Annotated in this window: 23 protein-coding genes; 15 read left to right on the top strand and 8 right to left on the bottom strand. The window is 68.4% G+C overall.

All coding sequences use genetic code 11. The annotated features are described in order from the left end of the window. The first annotated feature begins 12 nt into the window (after positions 1–12). Complete coding sequence (gene htpG / locus EP757_RS37675) at positions 13–1,848, top strand: molecular chaperone HtpG (RefSeq protein WP_197725472.1); 1,836 nt, start codon at positions 13–15, stop codon at positions 1,846–1,848. On the opposite strand, the gene EP757_RS37670 is transcribed toward htpG, so the two are convergent. The 3 genes from EP757_RS37670 to EP757_RS37665 all read right to left on the bottom strand — a co-directional run bounded on the left by EP757_RS37670 (position 1,845) and on the right by EP757_RS37665 (position 3,540). Continuing rightward, positions 1,845–2,726, bottom strand: coding sequence for a PfkB family carbohydrate kinase (locus EP757_RS37670; RefSeq protein WP_127553114.1), 882 nt, complete (start codon positions 2,724–2,726; stop codon positions 1,845–1,847). The genes htpG and EP757_RS37670 overlap by 4 nt on opposite strands. Positions 2,727–2,747: 21 nt before the next feature. Beyond that, complete coding sequence (locus tag EP757_RS43320; RefSeq protein ID WP_174262483.1) at positions 2,748–2,906, bottom strand: hypothetical protein; 159 nt, start codon at positions 2,904–2,906, stop codon at positions 2,748–2,750. A gap of 103 nt (positions 2,907–3,009) precedes the next feature. After that, positions 3,010–3,540 carry a TetR/AcrR family transcriptional regulator gene (locus EP757_RS37665; protein WP_127553113.1) on the bottom strand — a complete coding sequence of 177 codons (531 nt, stop codon included), beginning with the start codon at positions 3,538–3,540 and terminating at the stop codon, positions 3,010–3,012. 72 nt (positions 3,541–3,612) lie between these two features. On the opposite strand from EP757_RS37665, the gene EP757_RS37660 reads away from it, so the two are divergent. The 4 genes from EP757_RS37660 to EP757_RS37645 all read left to right on the top strand — a co-directional run bounded on the left by EP757_RS37660 (position 3,613) and on the right by EP757_RS37645 (position 7,118). Continuing rightward, positions 3,613–4,290 carry an SDR family oxidoreductase gene (locus EP757_RS37660; RefSeq protein ID WP_127553112.1) on the top strand — a complete coding sequence of 226 codons (678 nt, stop codon included), beginning with the start codon at positions 3,613–3,615 and terminating at the stop codon, positions 4,288–4,290. A gap of 29 nt (positions 4,291–4,319) precedes the next feature. Beyond that, a complete protein-coding gene (locus EP757_RS37655) occupies positions 4,320–5,789 on the top strand; it encodes a GntP family permease (protein ID WP_127553111.1) in 1,470 nt (489 codons plus the stop codon). Between the two features lie 22 nt (positions 5,790–5,811). Further along, positions 5,812–6,147, top strand: a complete 336-nt coding sequence (locus EP757_RS37650; RefSeq protein ID WP_127553110.1) for a hypothetical protein — start codon at positions 5,812–5,814, stop codon at positions 6,145–6,147. A 92-nt stretch (positions 6,148–6,239) separates the two neighbouring features. Next, positions 6,240–7,118, top strand: a complete 879-nt coding sequence (locus EP757_RS37645; RefSeq protein ID WP_127553109.1) for a hypothetical protein — start codon at positions 6,240–6,242, stop codon at positions 7,116–7,118. Positions 7,119–7,504: 386 nt separating this feature from the next. Here the strand turns inward: EP757_RS37645 and EP757_RS43090 are convergent, their stop codons facing one another. Both EP757_RS43090 and EP757_RS37640 read right to left on the bottom strand, forming a co-directional pair. Beyond that, positions 7,505–7,660 (bottom strand): hypothetical protein, encoded by a 156-nt coding sequence (locus tag EP757_RS43090; RefSeq protein ID WP_160166003.1) that lies wholly within the window; start codon positions 7,658–7,660, stop codon positions 7,505–7,507. A gap of 9 nt (positions 7,661–7,669) precedes the next feature. Then, positions 7,670–9,448 (bottom strand): LamG domain-containing protein, encoded by a 1,779-nt coding sequence (locus EP757_RS37640; RefSeq protein WP_127553108.1) that lies wholly within the window; start codon positions 9,446–9,448, stop codon positions 7,670–7,672. Positions 9,449–9,586: 138 nt separating this feature from the next. On the opposite strand from EP757_RS37640, the gene EP757_RS37635 reads away from it, so the two are divergent. From EP757_RS37635 to EP757_RS37620, 4 genes are all read left to right on the top strand, one after another. Continuing rightward, the gene (locus EP757_RS37635) at positions 9,587–10,018 is read left to right on the top strand and encodes a hypothetical protein (RefSeq protein ID WP_127553107.1); all 432 of its coding nucleotides are present in this window, start codon (positions 9,587–9,589) and stop codon (positions 10,016–10,018) included. A gap of 9 nt (positions 10,019–10,027) precedes the next feature. Further along, positions 10,028–10,807, top strand: a complete 780-nt coding sequence (locus EP757_RS37630; protein WP_127553106.1) for an LLM class F420-dependent oxidoreductase — start codon at positions 10,028–10,030, stop codon at positions 10,805–10,807. 286 nt (positions 10,808–11,093) lie between these two features. Continuing rightward, positions 11,094–11,492, top strand: coding sequence for a hypothetical protein (locus EP757_RS37625; protein ID WP_127553105.1), 399 nt, complete (start codon positions 11,094–11,096; stop codon positions 11,490–11,492). A gap of 371 nt (positions 11,493–11,863) precedes the next feature. After that, a complete protein-coding gene (locus EP757_RS37620) occupies positions 11,864–15,052 on the top strand; it encodes a WD40 repeat domain-containing protein (RefSeq protein ID WP_160166002.1) in 3,189 nt (1,062 codons plus the stop codon). A gap of 178 nt (positions 15,053–15,230) precedes the next feature. Here the strand turns inward: EP757_RS37620 and EP757_RS37615 are convergent, their stop codons facing one another. Continuing rightward, positions 15,231–16,637 (bottom strand): MFS transporter, encoded by a 1,407-nt coding sequence (locus tag EP757_RS37615; RefSeq protein WP_127553103.1) that lies wholly within the window; start codon positions 16,635–16,637, stop codon positions 15,231–15,233. A gap of 69 nt (positions 16,638–16,706) precedes the next feature. Between EP757_RS37615 and EP757_RS37610 the strand changes: the two genes are divergently transcribed. Then, on the top strand, positions 16,707–17,255 hold the full coding sequence (locus tag EP757_RS37610; RefSeq protein WP_127553102.1) for a TetR/AcrR family transcriptional regulator: 549 nt from the start codon (positions 16,707–16,709) through the stop codon (positions 17,253–17,255). Here EP757_RS37610 and folP read toward each other — a convergent pair. Beyond that, on the bottom strand, positions 17,252–18,052 hold the full coding sequence (gene folP / locus EP757_RS37605; protein WP_370457882.1) for a dihydropteroate synthase: 801 nt from the start codon (positions 18,050–18,052) through the stop codon (positions 17,252–17,254). The two genes, EP757_RS37610 and folP, sit on opposite strands and share 4 nt — an antisense overlap. A 211-nt stretch (positions 18,053–18,263) precedes the next feature. Between folP and EP757_RS37600 the strand changes: the two genes are divergently transcribed. The 5 genes from EP757_RS37600 to EP757_RS37580 all read left to right on the top strand — a co-directional run bounded on the left by EP757_RS37600 (position 18,264) and on the right by EP757_RS37580 (position 22,014). Next, the gene (locus EP757_RS37600; RefSeq protein WP_232050213.1) at positions 18,264–19,082 is read left to right on the top strand and encodes a hypothetical protein; all 819 of its coding nucleotides are present in this window, start codon (positions 18,264–18,266) and stop codon (positions 19,080–19,082) included. Next, positions 19,079–19,495, top strand: coding sequence for a phage holin family protein (locus EP757_RS37595; RefSeq protein ID WP_127553100.1), 417 nt, complete (start codon positions 19,079–19,081; stop codon positions 19,493–19,495). Before EP757_RS37600 ends, EP757_RS37595 begins: the two co-directional genes overlap by 4 nt. Continuing rightward, on the top strand, positions 19,471–20,100 hold the full coding sequence (locus tag EP757_RS37590) for a DUF3618 domain-containing protein (protein WP_127553099.1): 630 nt from the start codon (positions 19,471–19,473) through the stop codon (positions 20,098–20,100). Before EP757_RS37595 ends, EP757_RS37590 begins: the two co-directional genes overlap by 25 nt. A 92-nt stretch (positions 20,101–20,192) precedes the next feature. Next, positions 20,193–21,134: a TIGR03557 family F420-dependent LLM class oxidoreductase gene (locus tag EP757_RS37585; protein ID WP_232050212.1), complete on the top strand. Its 942-nt coding sequence runs from the start codon at positions 20,193–20,195 to the stop codon at positions 21,132–21,134. Then, on the top strand, positions 21,121–22,014 hold the full coding sequence (locus tag EP757_RS37580) for a glycosyltransferase family 2 protein (RefSeq protein WP_127553098.1): 894 nt from the start codon (positions 21,121–21,123) through the stop codon (positions 22,012–22,014). The genes EP757_RS37585 and EP757_RS37580 overlap by 14 nt, the downstream gene beginning before the upstream one ends. An 82-nt stretch (positions 22,015–22,096) precedes the next feature. On the opposite strand, the gene EP757_RS37575 is transcribed toward EP757_RS37580, so the two are convergent. Beyond that, a complete protein-coding gene (locus tag EP757_RS37575; RefSeq protein ID WP_127553097.1) occupies positions 22,097–23,503 on the bottom strand; it encodes an aldehyde dehydrogenase in 1,407 nt (468 codons plus the stop codon). Positions 23,504–23,631 lie beyond the last annotated feature (128 nt).

The raw sequence follows: 23,631 nt of genomic DNA, 5'->3' as shown, positions 1-23,631 counted from the left end.
TGACGGAAACGGGTGACGATGGAGACGCTTGAATTCCAAGCAGAGGCACGCCAGCTGCTGCAGCTGATGGTCCACTCGATCTATTCGAACAAGGACATCTTCCTGCGTGAGCTGATCTCCAATGCGTCCGATGCGCTGGACAAACTGCGCCTCGCCAAGCTGCAGGACGGCCTGGAAGCGGACACCTCCGACCTGCACATCGAGATCGAGGCGGACACTGAGGCGCGCACGCTGACCGTGCGCGACAACGGCATCGGCATGACCCGCGAAGAGGTCGTCGAGCTGATCGGCACGATCGCGAAATCCGGCACCGCCGAGCTGCTCGGCAAGCTCAAGGAGGCCAAGGAGAGCCCCGAGCTGATCGGCCAGTTCGGCGTCGGTTTCTACTCGACGTTCATGGTCGCCGACAAGGTCACTCTGGTGACGCGCAAGGCCGGCACCGAGGGGCACGGCACCCGCTGGGAGTCGGCGGGCGAGGGCACCTACACGCTCGAGGACGCCGAGGACGCGCCGGTCGGGACCGCGGTGACGCTGCACCTGCGGCCCAAGGACGAGGACGACGCCCTCTACGACTACGCCGACTCCTGGAAGATCAAGGAGATCGTCAAGCGGTACTCGGACTTCATCTCGTTCCCGATCAAGTTCGAGGACGAGACGCTCAACTCGATGAAGGCGCTGTGGGCGCGGCCGCGCAGCGAGGTCAGCGACGAGGAGTACCACCAGTTCTACCGGCACATCAGCCACGACTGGACCGACCCGCTCGAGATCATCAACATGAAGGCGGAGGGCACGTTCGAGTACGAAGCCCTGCTCTTCATCCCGGCGCGGGCGCCGTTCGACCTGTTCCAGCGGGACGCCCGCCGGGGTCTGCAGCTCTTCGTGAAGCGCGTCTTCATCATGGACGACAGCAAGGAGTTGATCCCCGACTACCTGCGCTTCGTCAAGGGCGTGGTGGACGCGGCCGACCTGTCGCTGAACATCTCCCGCGAGATCCTGCAGCAGGACCGGCACATCCAGATGATCCGGCGCCGGCTGACGAAGAAGGTCCTCTCCACGATCAAGGACCTGATGCGGGACAACCCGGAGAAGTACGCGACGTTCTGGCGTGAATTCGGCCGTGCCATCAAGGAGGGCCTGCTCAGCGAGCCCGACAATCACCAGCCGATCCTCGAGATCGCCTCGTTCGCCACCACTGCGGGGGATGAGCCGACGACGCTCGCCGCCTACGTGGAGCGGATGAAGGAGGGGCAGGAGGAGATCTACTTCCTGACCGGGGAGAACCGCTCGCAGGTGGTCAACTCGCCGCACATGGAGGCGTTCAGCGCCGAGGGCTATGAGGTGCTGATCCTCACCGACCCGGTCGACGAGATCTGGGTGGACGCGGTCACCGAGTTCGACGGCAAGAAACTGCGGTCGATCGCGCGCGGCTCGGTCGACCTGAAGAAGGACGCCCCGGGTGAGGAGGATGCGCCGGAGGGCGACTTCGAGCCCCTGCTCGGCTTCCTCAAGGAGAAGCTGGACGAGCAGGTCAAGGAGGTCCGGCTGTCACACCGGCTGACCACCTCGGCGGCCTGCCTGGTCAGCGACGCGAACGACATCACGCCGGCGCTGGAGAAGATGTACCGCGCCATGGGTCAGGAAGGGCCGCGGGTGAAGCGGATCCTCGAGCTGAACCCGAACCACCCGCTGGTGTCCGGCCTCCGGGCCTCGCACGAGCGGGATGCGTCCGGTCTTGAGGAGACGGCGGAGCTGCTCTACGGGACGGCGCTGCTGGCTGAGGGCGGGGACCTGGAGGATCCGGCCCGGTTCGCGAAGTTGCTGGCGGATCGGCTGGCGCGGACGGTCTAGAGATGTGAGAGCCAGGTCCGGGGGCCGGGGTGCGCTACGCGTGTCCCGGCCACCCGGACGGCGAAGGTGACGGCGGTCCGCAGGTCGTCGCCACGGGTCATGGCGACGGCCAGGGCGCCGTGGAAGGCGTCACCCGCGCCCGAGGTGTCCACGGCGGCTACGGGTGGGACGGGGATCTCGCCGTGGTCGTGCGGGGTGAACCAGCGGACCGGCGCCGGGCCGTGGGTGACCAGCACGGTGGGGGCGGGGATGGCGGCCGCGATGGTGGCGTCGTCGTCTCCGGGGTGGAAGGGCCAGGGATGTGAGGGCCAGCGGTGTGAGGGCCGGGGGTGCAAGGGCCACGGGCGGAAGGCGGCTGAGCAGGCCACCAGTTCGGCGTGGGGGAAGATCTCGGTGAAGATCGGGCGAGGGCTTCCGGCGTCCACCAGGAGGCGGCGGGCTGCTCGGGAGGCGGCTACGGCCAGCAGCGGATGATGTCCGTCCACCAGGGTCAGGTCGGCGTCGGGCAGGCCTGAGGCGGGCAGTGGGACCTCGCGGCGGCCGGCGTTGTGGCTGACGATCGTGCGTTCGCCCGTTCCGGACAGGACGGTCACCGCGGAGACCGGTGGTGGTTCGGGGCTGTCCGGTGTCGCGTCGATCAACGTCACGCCGTGGGCTGCGAGATCGGCGCGGATCAGGTCGCCCAGGGGATGGCCGCCTACCGCGCTGACCAGGGTCACGTCGGCGCCCAGGGCGGCCGCGGTGACGGCGGCGTTCGTGGCGGGGCCGCCGGCGGCCACCTCGACCGAATCGGACTGGACCTTCTCGTCGGCGCCGGGGAGGCGGTCCACTCGCTGGACGAGGTCGACGGTGGCCAGGCCTACGCAGAGGATCCGCACGTCAGGAGGCGAGCCGCGACGTCAGCCGTCGGCCAGCTCGGCGAAGAACGTGCCGATGTTGCTGAAGATCTGGGCCACGCCGTCGCCGATGCTGCGGGCCACGTCGGCGGCCGGGCCGGGGCTCGTGCCGATCCAGAAGACCAGCAGGAAGAGCAGGATCCAGCCGAGGATCTTCTTCATCGTGCCCTCCGCCTCCAGGAATCCGCCAGGCAAGATCGTGACACAGGCTCGCAAGCCGGTGTGGTCGGCGCGCCGGGCGAGCGAGGACCTGGCGCGTGTGGATTCAGGTGGCGGGGAGGGATTCCCGGGCGGCGGCCAGGATGCGGTCGGAGAGATCGGTGCCGGCGGTGGCCCGGGCCAGGATCAGTGCGCCGACCATGGTGCTGAGGGTGGCCAGGTCCGGTTCACCGGAGGCGCCCAGGTGGGCGGCGAAGGCTTCGACCCCTTCGGCGTACGCGGAACGGGTCTCGCCGCCCCCGGACGCATGGGCGACGTCTCCGCCGAATCCGGCGGACGGGCACCCGGTGCCTGCCTGGTCCCGGTGGGCGGGGGAGAGGTAGGCGTCGAGCAGCGCGTCCCGGCCGAGCGCGCGCGCCGCGGTCGCCTGATCGGTGAAGGCCTTCGTGACGGCTTCGGCGACCAGGGCGTCCTTCGAGGCGAAGTGCTTGTAGAAGCCGCCGTGGGTCAGGCCGGCCTCGGCCATCACGTCGGCGACGCTGACGCCGGCGATGCCATGCTCGCGGAAGAGGCGGGCCGCCGTCGCGACGATCCGCTCGCGGTTCTGCTGTGCCTGTGCCTGCGATACGCGTCCCATGCCGCCAACTATAGATGAGGTGTGTCATCTATTACCTTGCCGCATTTAGATGACGCCCATAATCTAACTCTCATGGAACTCACCAACGCAGTCGCCGTCGTCACCGGAGCCAACCGCGGGTTCGGCCGCCACCTCGCCTCCCAGCTGCTCGAACGCGGCGCCAAGGTCTACGCCGCGGCCCGTGATCCGCGCAGCGTCGACCTGCCGGGCGCGGTCCCGCTCCAGCTGGACGTCACCGACCCGGAGTCGGTGGCACGGGCGGCCGCCGACGCCGCCGACGCCACCCTGCTGATCAACAACGCCGGTGTCTCCACGGGTCAGCCGGTGATCGGCGGCGAGCTGGAGGGGATCCGGCTCGACATGGAGACCAACTACTTCGGCACGCTCGCGGCGACCCGGGCGTTCGCGCCGGTGATCGAGGCGAACGGCGGGGGAGCGATCCTCAACGTGCTCTCCATCCTGTCCTGGTACCACCCGGGTGCGCTCGGGTCGTACTCGGCGGCGAAGGCGGCGGCGTGGGCGCTCACGAACGCGACCCGGGACCTGCTCGAACCTCGGGGGATCGGCGTGACCGGGCTGCACGTCGCGTACATGGACACCGACATGGCCTCGTCCGTCCCGGCCGGCCAGAAGACCGACCCGGCCGTGGTCGCGAAACTCGCCCTGGAGGCGCTGGAGCGCGGCGACCGGGAGATCCTCGCCGACGACTTGACGCGAGGGGTGAAGGCCTCGTTGGGGAACCGCGCTTGAAAGATGTTTCACATGGGTAACGCGACCTCATGACGCCCCTTGCCGCCGAGGCCATCACCGATGCGGGTACCGGCCAGCTCGTTCTCGCCGCAGTGCTCGGCATCGCCGTCGTCGTCCTGCTGATCGCCTGGGCGAAGTGGCATCCGTTCCTCGCGCTGATCACCGGTTCCGGGGTGCTGGGGCTGGTGGCCGGCGCGGCGCCGGGCGCCACGATCGACTCGTTCACCACCGGGCTCGGCAACACGGTCGGCAGTGTGGGCGTGCTGATCGCGCTCGGCTCGATGATCGGGGCGTTGCTGGCCGAGTCCGGCGGCGCCGACGGCATCGTGAACCGGATCGTCAACGGGGTGTCCGGCGCGGCGCTGCCGTGGGCGATGGCGGGCGTGGCGGCGCTGATCGGCCTGCCACTGTTCTTCGAGGTCGGCGTGGTGCTGCTGGTGCCGATCGTGGTGCTGGTGGTGCAGCGGACCGACATCGGCCTGCTGCGGCTCGGCATCCCGGCCCTGGCCGGTCTGTCGGTGCTGCACGGCCTGGTGCCGCCGCACCCCGGGCCGCTCGTCGCGATCTCCAGCCTGAACGCCGACCTCGGCCTGACCCTGCTGTTCGGCCTGGTCTGCGCGATCCCGACGGTGATCATCGCGGGTCCGATCTTCGGCAACTTCATCGCCAAGCGGGTGCCGGTGGCGACCCCGTCGATCCTCGCGACGGCCGGGGTGGGAAGTGACCGGAAGAGCGATGGACCGGCCGGTGGGCAGGACTTCGTCGACCGCTCCGACCTGGCGAACCCGAGCGAACCCGGCGAGCTCGTCGACGATGAGATCGGCACGCGGCGCAATCCGGGTTTCTGGGCCGCGGTTCTGACGGTGCTGCTTCCCGTCGTACTGATGCTCGCTCGTGGAATCGCTGAAATCGTGCTGCCGGAGGAGAACCGGGTTCGTCACGCCCTCGAGGTGATCGGCGAGCCGGTGGTGGCGCTGCTGGCCGGCGTGTTCGTGGCGATGTGGGCGCTGGGCCACCGGGCCGGATTCGACCGCAAGCAGACCTCGGCGGTGCTCGGCGGCGCGCTGCCCCCGATCGCCGGAATCCTGCTGATCGTGGCGGCCGGCGGCGGCTTCAAGCAGGTGCTGGTGGACGCCGGGGTGGGCAACGTGATCGCCGACGCCGCGCAGGACGCGAACATCAACGCGCTGCTGCTCGGCTGGCTCGTGGCCGTCGGCATCCGGGTGGCGACCGGCTCGGCGACCGTCGCCACGATCACCGCGGCGGGCATCGTCGCGCCGCTCGCCACCACCCTCGACTCGCCGACGGTGGCGCTGCTGGCGCTGGCGATCGGCTCCGGCTCGCTCTTCTTCTCGCACGTCAACGACGCCGGGTTCTGGCTGGTCAAGGAATACTTCGGGATGACCGTCGGGCAGACCATCAAGACCTGGTCGGTGATGGAGACGATCATCTCGGTGGTGGGCTTCGCCTGCGTGATGCTGCTCAGCCTGGTGGTTTGACGCGGTAGTTACCCTCGGCGCGGTGAAGATCCTGGGGGTTCTCGCCGTCGTGGTCGTCCTGGCGGGCTGCCTGTTCCTGTCGTTGTTCGCCGATGAGGGCGCGATGCCGCCGAAGTCACGGATCCCGGCGGTCCCGGCCGGCGCCACGGTGGTCGAGGAGACCAAGCTCTGCGGCTCGGGCGGCTGCTGGTGGAGCGTGACCGTGGAACCGGCCGCCGGTCAGACGCCCGAGGAGCTTGCGCAGCAGATGGGCGTGGCGTCGGAGCGCACCGAGCCGGCGACGGTCACCGACTGGCGGTCAGTCACCGTGGGCTCCACCATCCGCGACGGCCTCGTCGTGGTGCACGTCGGTTACTGATGTCGCACCACAGTTCGCTCCGCGCCAGGCTCGACGTAGAAGGTCACCGTCACGTTGATTGCCCCTAACCTCGGCTGGCTACCATCCCGGCCATGATCCAGAACGTAGCGGGGACGTTTGTCGGTCAGGACTTCGGCACGTGGTCGCGTGCCGACATCGAGCGGGTAGCCGCCGCCGTTCCGGCCGGTGGCCCGGTCCAGGTGCATTCCACGGAGATCCATCACGGCCAGGAGCGCTTCGGCTTCGGTGCGTTCACCGCCGTCGAGCTCGTCGAGACCTGTGCTCCCGATGAGCTGGCCGCGGTGCACGCCGCGACGCTGGCCGCGGTGGTGGCCGTGCTCGGGCCGCCGCCGATGGTCGGCGGACCGGGCGCGTGGGCGTTCTGGCGCGATCCGCGGGTACGGGTGGAACGCGACCTCCGGCGCTCGTCGGTGACCGTGCGGGTGGAGCCCGCCGAGCCGGCCGAGAACGAGGAGTACATCAACTCTCAGTACCTCGAGGGCTGGGAACCTCCTCACCTGTGGACCGCCGAACCCGACATGAACAGTGACGCCGGCAAGGCCCTGATCGGCATGATGCTGGTCGAGGCGCGGCCGGCGACCACCTGGGACGAGTTCGAGACGAGCCTGCGTGCCCTGCTCGTGTCGCTGGCCTCGGACCTGCCGGCGCTCAGCGAGTACGTGACGCACCTGGGCTGGGAGATCCAGGAGGTGGACGGCGACCACATGGTGGCGAGCTGGATGAACGAGGGCGGCGTCAACATCCACTCGGTCGTCTACAACACGACGGACGAGACGACCTATCCGAAGATGCCGCTGGAACCGGAGAGCGGCGCGCGCGCTGCCGAGATCGCCATCGACACGATCCGGAGCTGGGGTCGCGACTCGCCGGAGCAGCTGCGCTTCGACTGCTGGACCGCGGGCTCCGACGCGGTCCGGCTGAGCCTGAGCTCGGGAATCCGCCTGGCGTAGCGGCCCGCCCACCGGCCTCCTGCCGCGTCCCGGCGTCGCCGGCCCGGCGCATCCAGCGATGTCCCCCGTATCACGCGCCGCGGGTGCCGGAGGGGGCGTCGGAAACATCGATGAACGGAACGCTGCCGGACTGTTGCACTTCGGCAACATGGCTGCAACGATGACCTTCAATTCCGAGCTGTCGGGTCACCGCTAGGAAGCCGGCTACCGTCCTCGCCGGTCCGATCCCACCGTGCGGTGTCCCCGTTCCCCAACGGCCGCGGAATCAGGCCGCCGGCTGACCGGCGGTGCGCGAAGCTGTGTGTGCCGGACCTCCGACCGGCACACACATCAAGCCCCGGTGGCCTGCCGCCGTCCGCACCGGCCGCCGGGGCCTCACGCCCGCGTCAGCGCGGCAGCGCCGGATTCCACTCCTCGGGCAGCGGCGCCTCACACACCGCGCAGGTGAAGTCGCCGTCCTTCACCAGGCTCAGCGACCCGCACCCCGGCCCGGTGCCGGCCGCTCGCGCGGTCGACGCCGGGCCGACGTAGCCGTATCTCATCGCGGCAGGCTAGCCGATCTGGACCCAGAGGTCGTCCAGCGTGCCGTGGAACTGATCGTTGTTCGGGCCGATGCCCTTGCCGCCGACGGTGAACGGGTGGTCGGTCTCCACCGCCAGGTCGGACGGGACGGGGACGGTCGCTTCGAGGCGGTCGTCCACCAGGATCGCGAGCGTGGGACCGGTACGCCGGCACTCCAGCGAGTGCCAGTTGCCGTCGGAGACCGAGGTGCGGCTGCGGGCGACGTACACGGTGGTCCCGATCTTGTCGCTGATGCCGCAACTCGGCTTCCCGGAGAGGCCGTCGACCTGGAGTTTGTACTGACCGCCGCCGGTCGAGTAGCCCTTCTGCATGATGTTCTCGCCGCGCCCGGTCTCGGCGGGGGAGAGCAGCACGCCGGCGCCGTAGCGCAGCGGACGCGCGCCCGGGTTGAGGTCGTCGGTGCCGGCGGCCTGCAGGATCAGGCGCGGGCAGGTGTCGCCGCCGCACTTGGCCGGGAAGTTCATCGCCTGGCCGGCGCCGTGCGGGACCAGCTTGAGCGCGCCGCCGTTCCGGGAGATCACCCGCAGCAGGTGGCCGTGCCCGGAACCGTCGTCGAAGGTGCCGTCGGCGATCGTGGTGTCGAAGTTGTAGGCCGCCACGGCAGCGGTCGTCGACTCCACGAACGCCTGCGGGGACGTGCCGGTGAACTCGGCGTACCGCTTGCGGCTGGCGCCGCCGACGACGGTGAAGTCGCCGACCGCGCTGATCGCGGCGAGCGGCTCGCTCGCCGCCAGCTGCCGGGTCCCGGCGACGCCGTTCGCCTGCGGCGCCCATTCGAGGAGGTTGCCCTCGCGGTCGGCGGCGGCCAGTTTGCCCCGCACCACCGAGCCGTCGGTGCAGATCCCCTTGGCGCCGTTGTTCGTGGTGGTGCACGCCTTGTCGAAGTGCCCGCCGACGTAGACGACACCGCCGAGGTACGCGATCGCCTGCGCGTCGCCGTCGAAGACCCGGGTCCAGCGGGTCTCCCCGGTCCGGGTGTACGACACCGCGCGCCCACCCTGGCCGCCCAGCGCCGCGAACACCCCGTCCGGGTGCGCGGCCAGCGCGAACACCTGCGAGACCGGCTTCGCCCGGAACGTACGGTCGAGCACCCCGCTGACCGGGTCGACAGCGGAGAGGCGCAGGGTCGTGCTCACGTTGTTGGTGCGGTGGAACCGGCCGCCGACGTACACCCGGTCGCTCGTGACGGCGAGCGCGTTGACCATGTCGTCGGTGGTCGGCGCCCAGGTGTCCAGGGCCCCGGTCGCCAGGGTGAAGGCGGCCAGGTTGGCGCGGGTCACCCCGTCCACCGCGGTGATCCGCCCACCGAGGTAGAGCCGCCCGTTGCCCGCGGCGAGCGCGTTGGGCTGACCGAGCACCGTGTGCTTGAGCGGGGTGAGCAGGCCGCTGACCGCGCCGATCCCGGCGACCGCGTCCCGGGTCTCGCCGTTGACGGTGTCGAAGTCGCCGGCGGCGTAGACGGTGTCGCCGTCCACTGCCAGCGCGCGGACGTTGGCGTCGGCGGTGGGCTTCCAGTCGAGCAGGGCGCCGGTGCGGGCGTCGAACGCCGCGAGCCGGGCCCGGGGTGTGCTCTTGCCGGCGACGACGGCGCTGGTGAAGTTGCCGCCCACATAGACGGTGTCGCCGCGGTAGGCGACCGCGTACACCGACCCGTTGAAGGACGGCGACGCCACCGGCTGGGAGGAGACGATCTCGGCGAACGCGGTGCCACCGGCCGCGACGAGAACGGTCGCGACGACAGTGATCATGGCCCGCCGGACCACCGATTTACCTTTTTTCAGCTTATAGGCCACGTTGGGGGCTAACTGCCTGCCCCGGCAAAGGTGGCGGACCCGGGGTGCGCTTGACGGTACGAGCAGTATGCTCCGGCCGTACGAGGTCAATCGATGAAGGGGAATGTCGTGCCGCAGCGTCGCCGCACCGCCGTGCCCACCGCCATGATCGCGGCCTTGATCTCCCTCAGCGCCTGCGAGCTGGACGTCTCACCCAGCGCGATCCCGGTGCCGTTCAGCGTGGCCCCGGCGCCGTCCGCCTCGGTGGGCCAGCCCGCCTACGTCTGCACGGCCGTCTACAAGATCCTCACGGACGGTGCGCTGAAGCTGGCCGGAAACGGCGAGCAGGAGCTGCGGGAGACGTTCGCCGCGATGTCCGCCGACGTGCGCGAAGCCGCCGCGACCAGCATCGACGCCGCCCAGAAGGAGAAGATCGAGGCGATCGCCGCGTCGCTGGATCGCGGCGCTGCGGCCGAGGACCCCAAGGCGTACCTGGCCGGCGACTTCGAGTCGATCGGGCAGGAGCTGGACGGCACCTGCACGTAGGCTCGGAACATGATCGATAGGCCGGTTCGAATCGGGCTGCAGTTGCAGCCGCAGCACATGGACTACGCCACCATCCGCCGCGTCGCGTCGGAGGCCGAGGAACTCGGCGCCGACGTTCTCTTCAACTGGGATCATTTCTTCCCGCTCTACGGCGAGCCCGACGGGCTGCACTTCGAGTGCTGGACCATGCTCGCCGCCTGGGCGGAGTCCACCTCCCGGGTGGAGATCGGTGCCCTCGTCACCTGCAACAGCTACCGCAACCCGGAGCTGCTCGCCGACATGGCCCGCACCGTCGATCACATCAGTGACGGTCGGCTGATCCTCGGCATCGGGTCGGGGTGGTTCGAGCGGGACTACACCGAATACGGGTATGAGTTCGGCACCGCCGGCGGTCGTCTCGACGATCTCGCTACCGCTCTCCCTCGCATCGAGTCGCGGTGGGGCAAGCTGAATCCGCCGCCTACCCGCGACATCCCGGTGCTGATCGGCGGCGGCGGTGAGAAGAAGACGTTGCGGCTGGTCGCCAAGCACGCCGACATCTGGCACAGCTTCGCCGACGCCGAGACGTTGCCGCGCAAGCTCGGCATCCTGCGCGAACACTGCGCGGCGGTCGGGCGCGACCCCGCCGAGATCGAGGTGTCGGTCGAGGTCGGTGGCGCCGACGACCCGTCCGCGACCGGGCCGAAGTTCCGGGAGCTGGGGGCGTCGCTGTTCACGGTCGGCAGCAACAGCACCGACCTGTCGCGCCTGCGGGAGTGGATCGCCTGGCGCGACGAGGTCAACGCCTGATAGCGGAATAGGGAGCTGGCCACTTACGGTCGGCTCCCTGTGTTCTTTCTACGGGTGCACAGTCCAGCGGTCAAGGGCAGAAATGGCGGCTCTAGGTTCGCCGCGACCTGTGCCGTCATCCGTCACTGACCGATGTACGAGTCACGATCTGCCTGCCTGGTCGAGATGTGTCCGGCTGTGGCTTCGGTGGATGTTGCGGGCTCCTGGATATACGTTGTTACTCTGATCTCCGTTCGACCGAGTGATTGGTAGAACGTGGTGCGTCACCGACCAGCGGAGGCTGAATGTGACCAACGTTGAATTGATCATCGCTGCTCTCGCGGCTGGTGCCGGCGTCGGTGCCAAGGACACGGCAGCAGTTGCCGTGCGTGATGCCTACGACGAGTTGAAGAGGCTCCTTCGGCCCAAACTCAACAAAGCAGCTGCTGTTAACGCAATCGACACCAGCGAGAGCCGGCCGGACGAGTTGCGTGCAGCGGTGGGTCAGGAGCTGAGCGTTATCGAGGCCGACAAGGACGAGGCCATCGTGGCCGCAGCTCGGCGGCTGCTGGAGGCAGCAGGTCGAACGGCATCGGTCCAGAATATCGAAGTTCGCACGAATCACGGTGCAGTCGGCACTTTCAATGAGTCGGTGACGTTCAATCAGGGGGGCGCCCTCCCCCCGGTTCCGCCGGAAGCGCCGTAAGCGCAGGGTCATCTGCTCCCGGCGAGGCTATCGACCCGACGACGCTCACGAATTTTGGCGCGCATGGCACGTTCTTCGGTGCAGTCACCATCAATAACCATACGGCGCCGTATCCCTCCGTGGCCGACTCTACGCAGGCAATCGATCCTCAAACTGGCAAGTGGTCACTGACTCACGACCCTGAGTACAGGCGTCATTGGAACCCGCGGGCACGTGGCGTTGCCGTCGACATCGAGGATGGCGACCGATTCCAGGGAAGAGTCGAAGTTTTGGCCGCCATTACACGGTGGCTGGCGGCCGACGTCCCGGAATACCCCATAATGATATTGACTGGAGCGCCCGGGGTCGGTAAGTCGGCAATCTTGAGCAGGGTGGTGGTCGACTCGTCCTCTGCGAACGAGACGCGAGGGATTCCGCCGGCGACCATCTCCTTTGCGATTCACGCTAAGGGCAAATCCGCGCTCGAAGTCGCCCGAGAGATCGCGGTTGCGGTGGGAGTCGACCGCCCTGAGCAGGTTGGCGACCTCCTACTTAGCCTCCAAGGGGTCCATGCCTTCACCGTTGTGGTCGATGCTCTGGACGAAGCACGTACTTCGGACGAGGCCCGGTCCATTGCCCAGGAAATCCTCCGACCCCTTGCCGAGTCTCGTCGAGGCACAGGAAGTCGCATTCTCCTTGGTGCACGGCGTCGGGATGATCAGGGCGATCTTTTGAAGGTACTCGGTCCTGGCAGCATCGAGATCGATCTTGACCGGTCTGAGAATTTCGAGCTGGAGGATCTGGTTGCATACGCTCTAATGACGCTGAGGCTTGCTCGGGACGAGGAGCAGAACCCGTATCGAAATTCCATTGAAGCGGAGTCGATTGCCAGGCGTATAGCGACCATCGCGGCCCCCAACTTCCTCGTGGCCGGCCTGGTTGCGCGAACACATGGACTGTACGACACGACCGTGGTTTCGCCGGAGGACGTAGTCTTTGACGGCTCAGTCGAAGACGCTTTTCGACGCTACCTTCGTCGAGTGCCCCCGATTGAAGGGCTTGGAGCCGACCAGGTGCTAGCCGGTCTGGCGTTCGCCGAGGTGCCCGGATTGCCCGTCGAGCTCTGGTGTCTGGCCATCGAGACTCAGTCTGGTCATGCGCTGCACGCGGCAGCATTGCGGCGTTTTTCAAGAACTGCCGCCGGCAATTTCATCATCGAATTTTCCGACAGCGGGTCAGAAACATCGTTCCGTCTTTACCATCAGGCACTGAATGACACCCTCATAGCTTGGAGGGCTGAGCTAGGATCGAGCGCGGTCGAGGATGAAAGATCGTGGACACGAGCCTTGGTCGATTTCGGTCGGAGAGTCGGCTGGAGTAACTCGCCCCGGTATCTTTTGCAATCTCTGCCCACCCACGCTGAGCGGGCCGGACTGGTCGACGAATTACTGACCGACACCGAGGTCGTTCTCTACGCTGACATGTCGGGGCTGCTGGCGGTGTCGGATCGTGCGCAGTCACGGGAGGCTCGGGCGATCGTCAGGCTGATTCGCCTGACGCCGAACGCCTTCGAGCAAAGGGCTGCCGAACGTATCGCGTCCTTCTCTGTAGTCGAATCTCTAGAGGGGCTCGGTACCACGTTTCGCGATTTCCAGGGCGTCGAGCCGCCGTATCGAGGCATATGGGCCGAAGTAGATGCTCGCGAGCAGTCTGCTGTACTCGAGGGGCACGCCGGCGGCTGGGTGAATTCGGTTTCGGCAGCGGAGTTCGCCGGGAAACAGGTACTCGTTTCCGCAAGTGATGATGGAGTGGTGAATGTTTGGAGTCTGCAGGACCGAAACATTGTAAAAAATCTTCGAAGCTTCTTTACTGCGCATCTGATCGATCTCCAATATGTAGCATCATTGGGGTATCTCGTCACAATCTGGGGCTCTGTCTACTACTGCGACATACGCACAGCCGAAGGCTCCGATCGCCGTCCGCCGTTCGAGCGTCTCGAACTTTCCGGAAAGGCAGCGAAGGGGAGGCGGCTATGCGTTTGGGAAGCCTCTGGTGAGGCGGTGCTCGCGGTAGCAGGAGAGGATGGTGCGCTCGCCTCCTGGGATTTGTTCACCCGGGTGAAGCTGGCTGATTACCCTGCAGGAAATCGTGATATAGACAGTGTTTGTGCGATGCGACTCTCCGGGCGTCCCGTCTTGGTGGCCGGTTCACGGGATGGCTTCATTCGTGTCTTCGACCTGTATGGCGGTGATTTGAGCTTCGAGCTAAGTGGACACCGGGGTGGGGTCGACAGCCTGATCGGGATCGATACGGATCACGGTGCCTTCCTCGCCTCCGGTGGGGCTGACAGGAAGGTGAGGATTTGGGATCTCGCGTCTCGCCGAGTAGTGAAAACGAGTGCGGTTTTGCCTGGGCGTATCCACCGGATTCTTGATATTCCGGGGCGGCCGATTCTGGCCGTACTGGCAGGCGACTGCTTGTTTTATGTCAGTTCGCGTACGACTGAGATCATGGAGGAAAATCGTTCTATTGGCGTACACCGTGCCTTCGGCGGAGCCTGCGTAGTTCGTGAGCACGGCAAGTATGTCGTCGCTACCGCGGACATTTCTGGTTCAGTAAGAATTTGGAACGTGCCGGACGAGCGAGCGGACGCCGAACCACAGTCGTCGGTCGTGATGTCGAACGGCATTCTTGCGATCGGTTCTGATTCTTCCAGGGATTCGCCAATCTTCTGGGTGAAGTCGAAAGATGCTCTCACGGCGCGTGAAATCGCGACGGGTGGGGTCGTCAAGAAAATCCCTGCCGACAGTAGGTATTACGGAAAATTGAAGGTTGTAGACAACTTCTGCGTGGTGGCCGAGGGGTCCGATGTGAATGTCTACAATACGTTCCTTCGAGATATCTGGGTTAGGATCGAGGCGCCGCACCAGGTTACCGCCCTGGACTCACGGAAGGTTGGCGGAGATCTCTACGTGGTCACCGGCGACTACGAGGGGAACATCATCGTATGGAATGCGAGCAGGCGCCAGGTCGTCACTGACTTCAACCTCCCGAAGAAACGGATAAGTTCCGTATGTATAACTGTTATTCGGGGAGAAGCCTGCGTTGCGGCGACCACTATGAGCGACAGCAGCGTCAGGGCCTGGAACGTCAATACGGGGAAACAGGCGGCCAGGCTCAGAAAACCAAAGGCCCGAGTGAAGCAACTCGCGGCGATCACTCTTGCCGGCACGGCGATGATGGCCGGATCCGATATCCACGGATACTTGAACCTCTGGCCGGAAGAGGGAGCCGGGTTCAGCGTTCCGACCGGTCACGAAAGCTGGATCAATGACGTTTGCGGGGTACGCTGGGGCTCGGTCGATTGTGTAGCCACGGCAGGTCATGACAGAACGGTCCGGCTGATCGACCCGGTCAACCGTAAAGCCTTGGCTGTGATACCGGTTCATCGCGAGCCGGAGAGTCTCAGTTCGCCTTCGCCGGGTCGGTTGGTGGTTCGCTTCGTCGAAGGCATTCTGGGTCTCGAGTTCACTGAAGCCGGTGTGGCCGCTCTCGAGACTTCGGCCACCGGGACTGGCTGACGTCCTTCACCGCATCCGATCCTGCTGAGGCAAACTGAGTCCGGGCCGGGAACGAGCTGAATCCGCTCCGGCAAAGAGGTGCCCGTCGAAGACCGGGCGTCGACAAGGGGCATCGCCCTGTCGCGCCCGCATGAGTTGAGTCACCGGGCGCGACGAGGGGGTGCGGAGGTCTGCGGTGTCAGTCGGTGTGGCGGGGGAGGAAGGCGGCCACCACCGCCCCCGCCGCGATCACCGCGGCGCCGGTGAGGACCGCCGGGCGCAGGCCGTCGACGAACGACTGGTGACTCGCGAAGCCGCCGTAGGTGCTGAAGATCGAGGAGAGGGCCGCCACGCCCGCTGCCACGCCGAACTCGCGGATCGTGTTGTTGGTGCCGGAGGCGACGCCGCGCTGCTCGGCGGTGACGCTGGCCAGGGTCATCGTGCTGATCGGGGCGAAGGTCAGGCCCATGCCGATGCCGGCCAGCGCGAACGCGACGACGAGACTGCCGTAGCCGACGTCGGTCGTGGTGGCGAGGCCGATCCAGAGGATGCCGGCGGCGAGGAAGATCTGGCCGGCGACGATCAGGTTCCGGACGCCGAGGCGGGCGCCGAAGATGCCGGCGAGCGGGGCGACGATCATCGGGGCGGCGGTCCACGGCAGGGTGCGCAGCCCGGATTCCAGCGGGCTCAGACCCTGCACGACCTGGAAGAACTGGGCGAGCAGGAAGACCGCGCCGAACGCGCCGGCCGAGAACGTCAGGGTGACGACGTTGACCAGGCTGAAGCCGCGCGAGCGGAACAGGGTGAGCGGGAGCATCGGCGTACGGTTGCGGGCCTGCCCGAACAGGCCGGATTCCCAGAGTATGAAGGCGGCGAGGAGCGCGACGCCCGCACCCAGCATGAGCGGCACCCGGCCGCTGGTCCATCCGCGCTCGGGGCCGTCGACGATGCCCCAGATCAGCAGCAGCATGCCGCTCGCCGAGAGGACCAGGCCGACCGGGTCGAGGCGTCGTGCCCCGCCGCGGGACTCGTCGAGCACGGTGAGCGCCAGGACCACGGCGACGACGCCGATCGGCACGTTGACCCAGAAGATCCAGTTCCAGGTGAGGCCGTCGACGACGGCGCCGCCGATGACCGGTCCGAGCGCGACGCCGAGTCCGGTGATGCCACCCCAGATGCCGACCGCCACGTTGCGGAGACGGTCCGGGACCGCTTGAGCGAGCAGGGTCAGTGACAGCGGCGCGATGGCCGCGCCGCCGAGACCTTGGAGCGCGCGGGTGACGGTGAGCTCCCACGGTTCGGTGGCGAGCGCGGCGCCGGCCGACGCCACGGTGAAGAGCGCGATGCCGGCCAGGAACATCCGCCGCCGGCCGATCCGGTCGCCGAGCGCGGCGGCGGTGAGCAGGAAGGCGGCGAACGGCAGCGTGTACGCGTTGACGAACCACTGCAGGTCGGTGATCGAGGCGTTCAGCTCGGTGCGGATGACCGGCAGAGCCGTGCTGACCACGAGATTGTCGAGCGAAACCATGAACGTCGGGATGCCGACGGCAGCCAGTACGAGGCCCAGCGGCCGCGTGGCGGGCCGGACGGGAGCGAGCGTGGACACAGCGATCCCCCTGAAGTTGTTATCCACTGATAACTAAGCACCGTATGCATTGACTGATAACATGTCAACGTGACCCGGACCCGTCTCACCGCTCAGGAACGCCACACGCAGCTCGTGGAAGCCGCACTCCAGGCCTTCGCCGAGGGCGGCTATGCGGGGACCACCACTGATCAGGTGGCGCGGATCGCAGGGGTCTCCCAGCCGTACGTGATCAGGCTCTTCGGCTCCAAACAGGAGCTCTTCCTGGCCACCACCAGGTACGCGGGCGGCCGGATCGAGCAGAAGTGGCGCGCGGCCGCCGAACAGGACCCGACGCTTGCCGGCCTCGGCCACGCCTACAAGGATCTGCTGGCCGAGCGGGAGCTGCTCTTCGTCCTGCTGCACGGGTTCGGCGCGGCCGCCGATCCGGTGATCGGCGAGGCGGTGCGCGCCTGTTACGGCAACCTCTACACGGTGGTGCGTGAGCTGACCGGGGCCACCGCCGAGGAGGTGCGCGACTTCTTCGCCATGGGGATGCTGATCACCGTGCTCGGCGCCATGCGGGTCCTCGGCCCCGACGCGGTCGCCCAGCAGCCCTGGATGACCGACCTGATGTCGGTCATGCCACCTGCCGACTAGTCCATGTTGTGGCGCAGGTAGGCGGGCTCGCGCCAGCCCAGCATCGCCTCGGTCATCCGGATCGCGTCGGTGGCCGCCCGCACGTCGTGGACGCGCATGATGCGGGCGCCTCGCATGATGCAGAAGACGACGGTCGCGAGGGTGCCGGCGAGCCGTTCCTGCTGCGGGCGGTCCAGGGTCTCGCCGATGAAGTCCTTGTTGCTCAGGGCGGCGAGCGTCGGGTACCCGATCGAGGTGATCTCCTCGAGCCGGCGGGTGATCTCCAGCGAGTGCAGGGTGTTCTTGTTGAGGTCGTGACCCGGGTCGATGATGATCTGATCCGGTCGTACGCCGCGCGCGAGTGCGAGCTCCACCCGTTCCCGCAGGAAGGCGGCCACCTCGGAGGTGACGTCGCCGTAGAACGGACGGGGGTGCAGTGTGCGGGGCGCGGCCAGGCTGTGGCAGATCACCAGTTGGGCGTCGGTGCCCGCCACGGCGTCGGCCATCGCCGGGTCCCGCAGGCCGGAGGTGTCGTTGATGACCCCGGCACCCGCCTTGATCACCTCGCGGGCCACTTCGGGGCGGAACGTGTCGACCGAGACGACGGCCAGGTCGCGGGCCGCCTCGATCACCGGCAGCACCCGGTCCAGTTCCTCGGCCGCGGTCACCTCCGGGCCGGGCGCGAACGGCACGCCGCCGATGTCGATCCAGTCGGCGCCGTCGGCGGCCGCCGCCTTGACCGCCTCGGTCGCCTTCTCCAGCGCGAACGTGCGTCCTTTGTCGTGGAACGAATCCGGGGTGCGGTTCACGATCGCCATCACGACGACGCGGCGGGAGAAGTCGTAGGTCCGGCCGCCGATGACGCGTACGCCGCTGGTTTCGCTCACGGTCGCCGACCCTAACAGGGCGAGGGCAACCGTCCGGCGTACCCCTGATCTGCGGTTTTAAGAGTCTCCGGTTTTGCGCCATTCATCACAAACGAAGATGAATCGACTGTTGTGGCCGGGGTAGGTAGTCGGGTGGAAGCAAGTGACCCTCTCACCCCCCCTCGGAGGAATGATGAGCGACCTCTCCCCGGGCGGCCGGATCCCGCCGACCCCGGCATACGCAGCCCCCGAGTACGAGACCACCACCGCATACCCGGCCGTCGAGCCACACCACGGCGACGAGCAGTCGAAGCCGCGCCAGGTCGCGCAGCAGGCCCGCGAGTCGGCCGGCACCGCGGCGTCCGACGTGGCGTCGACCGCCAAGGAGCAGGCGCAGCGCGTCGGCCAGGAGGCGAAGACGCAGGCCCGTTCGGTCGCCTCGGAGGTCCGCGGCAAGCTCGACGAGCAGGCGCGGACGCAGAACAGCCGGCTCGTCGGCAGCATCCGGGAGACCGCCGACCACCTCGACGAGATGCGGGGCGCCCGGCAGGACTCGCCGGCCGCCGCCGTCGTCGCGCGGGTCGCCGACGGTGGCCGCCAGTTCGCCGACTACCTCGACCGCAACGGCCCGGACGGGGTGCTGCGCGAGGTCGAGGACTTCGCCCGCCGCCGCCCCGGTGCCTTCCTGGCCACGGCTCTCGCGGCCGGGTTCGTCGTGGGCCGGCTCGGCAAGAGCGTGGCGAAGGCGGACAGCACGGCCGGAACCTCGGCCGACGAGACGAAGCCGGTGACGGACACCTACAGCCCGGCCTACGACTCGACGCAGCCGACCGGTTACTCGACGACGCCTGCCGCGGGCTATGCGGACCCGTCCCCGGTCACGCCGGCGACCGCCGAATACCCCACGAGCACTGAGTACTCGGCCACCGGCACCGGCATCCCGGCCGTCGTCGACGAGACGTACCCGGAGCGCCGGCCGTGACCGCGCCCTATCCGCACGACAACGCCGACCCGGTCGAGCAGACGTCGATCGGCGAGATCATCGGCAACATCAGCAACGACCTGTCGCAGCTCTTCCGGCAGGAGGTCGAGCTCGCCAAGGCGGAGATCCGCCAGGAGGCGACGAAGGCAGGCAAGGCCGCCGGGATGCTCGGCGGCGCCGGGTTCGCCGGATACCTCGCGGTGCTGCTGCTCAGCTTCGCGATCGTGTTCGGGCTCGGCAACGTCATCGATCACGGCTGGGCGTTCCTGATCGTCGGCCTGGTCTGGGCTGCGATCGGCGCCGTCCTCTTCGTGAACGGCCGCAAGAAGCTCAAGACCGTCGACCCGGTGCCGCGCCGCACCGCCGAAACGCTGAAGGAGGACGCCCAATGGCTGAAGAACCCGACCGGCTGAAGCAGGACATCGAGCGTACGCGGGCCTCGCTGACCCGTGACGTCGATCTGCTGGCCGAGAAGACGAGCCCGCGCCAGGTCGCGCGGCGGCGCTGGACCGCGGTTAAGGAGAAGGTCATGGGCACCACGGAGGACACCAGGTACGCCGCTCACGAGCAGGCGTCCAAGATCAGCGACAAGGCGAGCGAACTGTCGAGCCGGACCAGCGACAAGGCCGGCGAGCTGAGTGACAAGGCGCAGGAGAAGGCGCACGACGCTGCCGGCGCCGTCAAGGGAGCACCCCGCGCCGTTGCCGGCCAGACCCGGGGCAACCCGCTCGCCGCCGGCATCATCGCCTTCGGCGTCGGCCTGCTCAGCGCGTCGCTGATCCCGGTCACCGACGCCGAGAAGCGCGCCGGCCAGCAGCTCAAGGAGCACAGCGGCGACCTGACCGACAAGGTCAAGGACGTGGCGAGCGACCTGAAGGACGAGCTCGGCGGCACCGTGCAGCACGCCGCCGGCGAGCTGAAGGAGACCGCCCGCGACGCGGCGCAGACCACCAAGGAGACCGCCGCCTCGGACGCGCGCGACGTGCGTGACGAGACGAAGAACGCGGCGACCGCATAACGCGACCACGACACAGGGCGGGCCGGTGACGCACCGGCCCGCCCCTTCGACGTTTGCCCAGGCAGATGAGGGGAATCGGCAGCACCATGAAGATGGGGTACAAGCTCGCGGCCGAGGCGTTCGGCCCCAAGGAACTGATCCGCCAGGCGATCCGGGCCGAGCAGGCCGGCTTCGACTTCGTCGAGATCAGCGACCACTACCACCCGTGGCTGGACGTGCAGGGCCACTCGCCGTTCGCCTGGAACGTGCTCAGCGCGATCGCTGTGCAGACCCGCACGCTCGGCCTCGCCACCGGCGTGACCTGCCCGTCGGTGCGCTACCACCCGGCGATCATCGCGCAGGCCGCGGCCACCCTCGCGATCATCTCGGACGGCCGGTTCACGCTGGGTGTCGGTTCCGGCGAGCGGCTCAACGAGCACGTGGTGGGCCAGGGCTTCGGCAGCGTGCGGGAGCGGCACGAGCGGCTGGCCGAGGCGCTGGACATCATCAACCTGCTCTGGCAGGGCGGCTACCAGTCCTACGAGGGCAGGTATCTGCGGCTGGACGACGCGCGGGTCTTCGACCTCCCGGACACCCTGCCGGCGATCGCCGTGGCGGCCGGTGGCACGTCCGCCGCCGAACTGGCCGCCACGCACGGCAGCGGGCTCTTCGCGACCGAGCCCCGCAAGGATCTGGTGGAGACGTTCACGGCCGCGGGAGGCACCGGTCCCCGGTACGCCGAAGCCTCGGTGGCCTGGGCTCCCACCGAGGACGAGGCGGTGAAGGAGGCGCACCGGACCACGCGCTGGGCGGTGACCGGGTGGAAGGTGATGTCCGAGCTGCCGAACCCGGTGAACTTCGAGGCGGCGTCGGCGACGGTCACCGAGGACGACGTGCGGCAGAACTTCGTCGCCGGCCCGGACCCGGCCGACTACCTGGACCGGATCGGTGAGTACCGGGACGCCGGCTTCGACCACATCGTCCTGATGAACTGCGGCCCCGACCCGGACGGTTTCCTCGACTTCTTCCAGAAAGAGCTGCGTGGACGCCTCTAGGAACGACGACGTCACGGTCGTGGTGGCGACCCGCAACCGCCGCGACCGGCTCTTCGAGACGCTTCCCGAGCACCGGGCGCCGGTGATCCTGGTCGACAACGCCTCGGACGACGGCGGCCCCGAGGAGATCGCCTCGGCGTTCCCGTCGGTCGAGGTGGTGCGGCTCGGGGAGAACATCGGCGCGGCGGCCCGCAACGAGGGGGTCCGCCGGGCCGGCACACCGTACGTGGCGTTCGCCGACGACGATTCGTACTGGTCACCGGGTTCGCTGGCTCGGGCCGCGGCCCTGATGGGTGCCCATCCGCGGGTCGGCCTTCTCTCGGCACGGGTGCTGATCGGCGCCGAGGGGCGGATCGATCCGGTGTCGGAAGCGATGGCGGCCGCGCCGATCGGCGGGGCTTCCGGCGTACCGGGACCGAAGATCCTGGGTTTTCTCTCCTGCGCCGTCGTGGTCAGGCGCGAAGCCTTCCTCGCGGTGGGTGGATTCGAGCCGCGTCTCTTCGTGTACGGCGAGGAATCACTGCTGGCGATGGATCTCGCCGCGGCGGGCTGGGAGCTCCGTTACGCCCCGGAGCTGGTGGTGCGGCATTTCCCGCTGCCCGCCGGGCGTGACCGTGGCGCCCGCCGGCGCATCGAGGCCCGCAACCGGATGCTGACCGCGCTGCTGCGCAGGCCCGCCGGCGTCGTGGCGCGAACGGCCGCCACGGTGATCCGGGAGTCGCCGGCCGCGGTCGTGGACGTGGCACGGCAACTCCCGTGGGCGCTGCGGCATCGGCGCCCGTTGCCTCCCGAGGTGGAGGCGGACCTGGTGCGGCTCAGCGCCGCTTGTTGCGCCGGTACTGCACGATTCCCGCGACGACCAGCAGCACCGGCAGGATGAGTCCCCACAACAGGTAGCCATTCATGCCGCCGAGCGTGCCCCGGCGGCATGAACGACGCCTCACCCGCTACGGGTGAGATCGTCACCAGCCGGTCGGGGGCGCTTCGATGTGGACGGCCTTCATCACGGTCATCTCGTCGAGCAGCTCCGGGCCGTAGCCGAAACCCTGCCCGCTGCCCCGGCGGGGATGCGCTGCCCCGCCCGGCGCGCCGCCGAAGACCGCGTTGACCTTCACGGTGCCGGCCGGCAGTTCCCGCCAGGCCTGCTGCGCGTTGCTCATCGAGGTGGTCAGCACGGTCGCGGCCAGCCCGTACGGGGAATCCGCCGCCCGCGCCAGAGCGGAACCGAACGTGTCGACGACGACCACCGGCGCCACCGGGCCGAACGTCTCCTCCCGCACGACCGTCATGTCGTCGGTGCAGTCGGCGAGCACGGTCGGCGGGTAGAACGCGCCGGGGCCGTCCGGGATCGCGCCTCCGCTGAGGACCCGGGCGCCGTCCCGGACGGCCGCCTGGACCTGCTCGTCGACGCCGTCCCGCAGGCGGGTGTCGACGAGCGGGCCGATCCTGGTGGCCCAGGACGACGCCTCGTCGGCGAGCGCGGAGAGGAACGGCTGGGCGATCTCACGGTGCACGTAGACGCGCTCGACCGCGACGCAGATCTGCCCGGAGTTCGCGAACGCGCCGAGCGCCGCCTGCTGCGCGGCCCAGACCGGGTCGACGCCGGCGTCGACGATCAGCGGGTCGCTGCCGCCGTTCTCCAGCAGCGCCTTCGCGCCGGTGCGGGCGCAGGCCGCAGCGATGGCCCGCCCGGTCGCCGTGGAACCGACGTGCGCCACCACGTCGACGTCGCTCGCGGCGAGCGCGGCGCCGACCGGTCCGTCGCCGTTGACCAGGCCGAGCACGCCGTCCGGGAAGTGCGGGGCGACGATCTGCCCGAGCCGCCACCCGGTGGCCGGGGTGCGCTCGCTCGGCTTGTGCACCACGGCGTTGCCGGTGACCAGCGCCGCGCCGAGCAGGCCACAGGAGACGGCGACCGGGTCGTTCCACGGGGTGATCACGGCGACCACGCCGCGGGGAGCGTACGCCATCAGGTCGATCGCCTCGTCGTTGCCGGCGAGGGCGCGACCGCGGTGGGCCGGTCCGAGCTCGGCGTACTGCCGGAGGGTTCCGACACCGGCCATGATCGAGTCACGGGCTTCGCCCACCGGCTTGCCCATCTCGGCGGACATGATCACAGCGAGTTCATCGGCGGCGGCGTCGACGGCCGTCGCGGCGGCGTGCAGCGCGGCGGCCCGGGCGGCCGGCGCGGTTCGGGCCCAGCCGGCGGCGGCATCGCGGGCGGCCTTCACCGCGGCGGCGACATCGGCGTCGGAGGAGACGGGAACCCGGGTCACCGGGGTGCCGTCGCGAGGGTCGAGAACGGTCAGAGTGCGGTCTTCGGAGCCGGGCGTCCACGTTCCGGCGATCAATTGCTCCACGTCGTACATGGGCGCGTGTCTTCCCCGTTGCATCGCATAAAAACTTGATGGGCGGCAAATACTGCCACGTATCAGTGCAGGTGGTGCCGCTTTTTCGGAAAGGACTGAGCTTTCCGGGAGAAGTTAGTGATCATGCG

It is taken from the genome of Actinoplanes sp. OR16 (assembly GCF_004001265.1).
In the GTDB taxonomy this organism is placed as follows: Bacteria; Actinomycetota; Actinomycetes; order Mycobacteriales; family Micromonosporaceae; genus Actinoplanes.
Note: the sequence above shows the minus strand (reverse complement) of the source record. Positions and strands in the feature narration are given on the sequence as shown.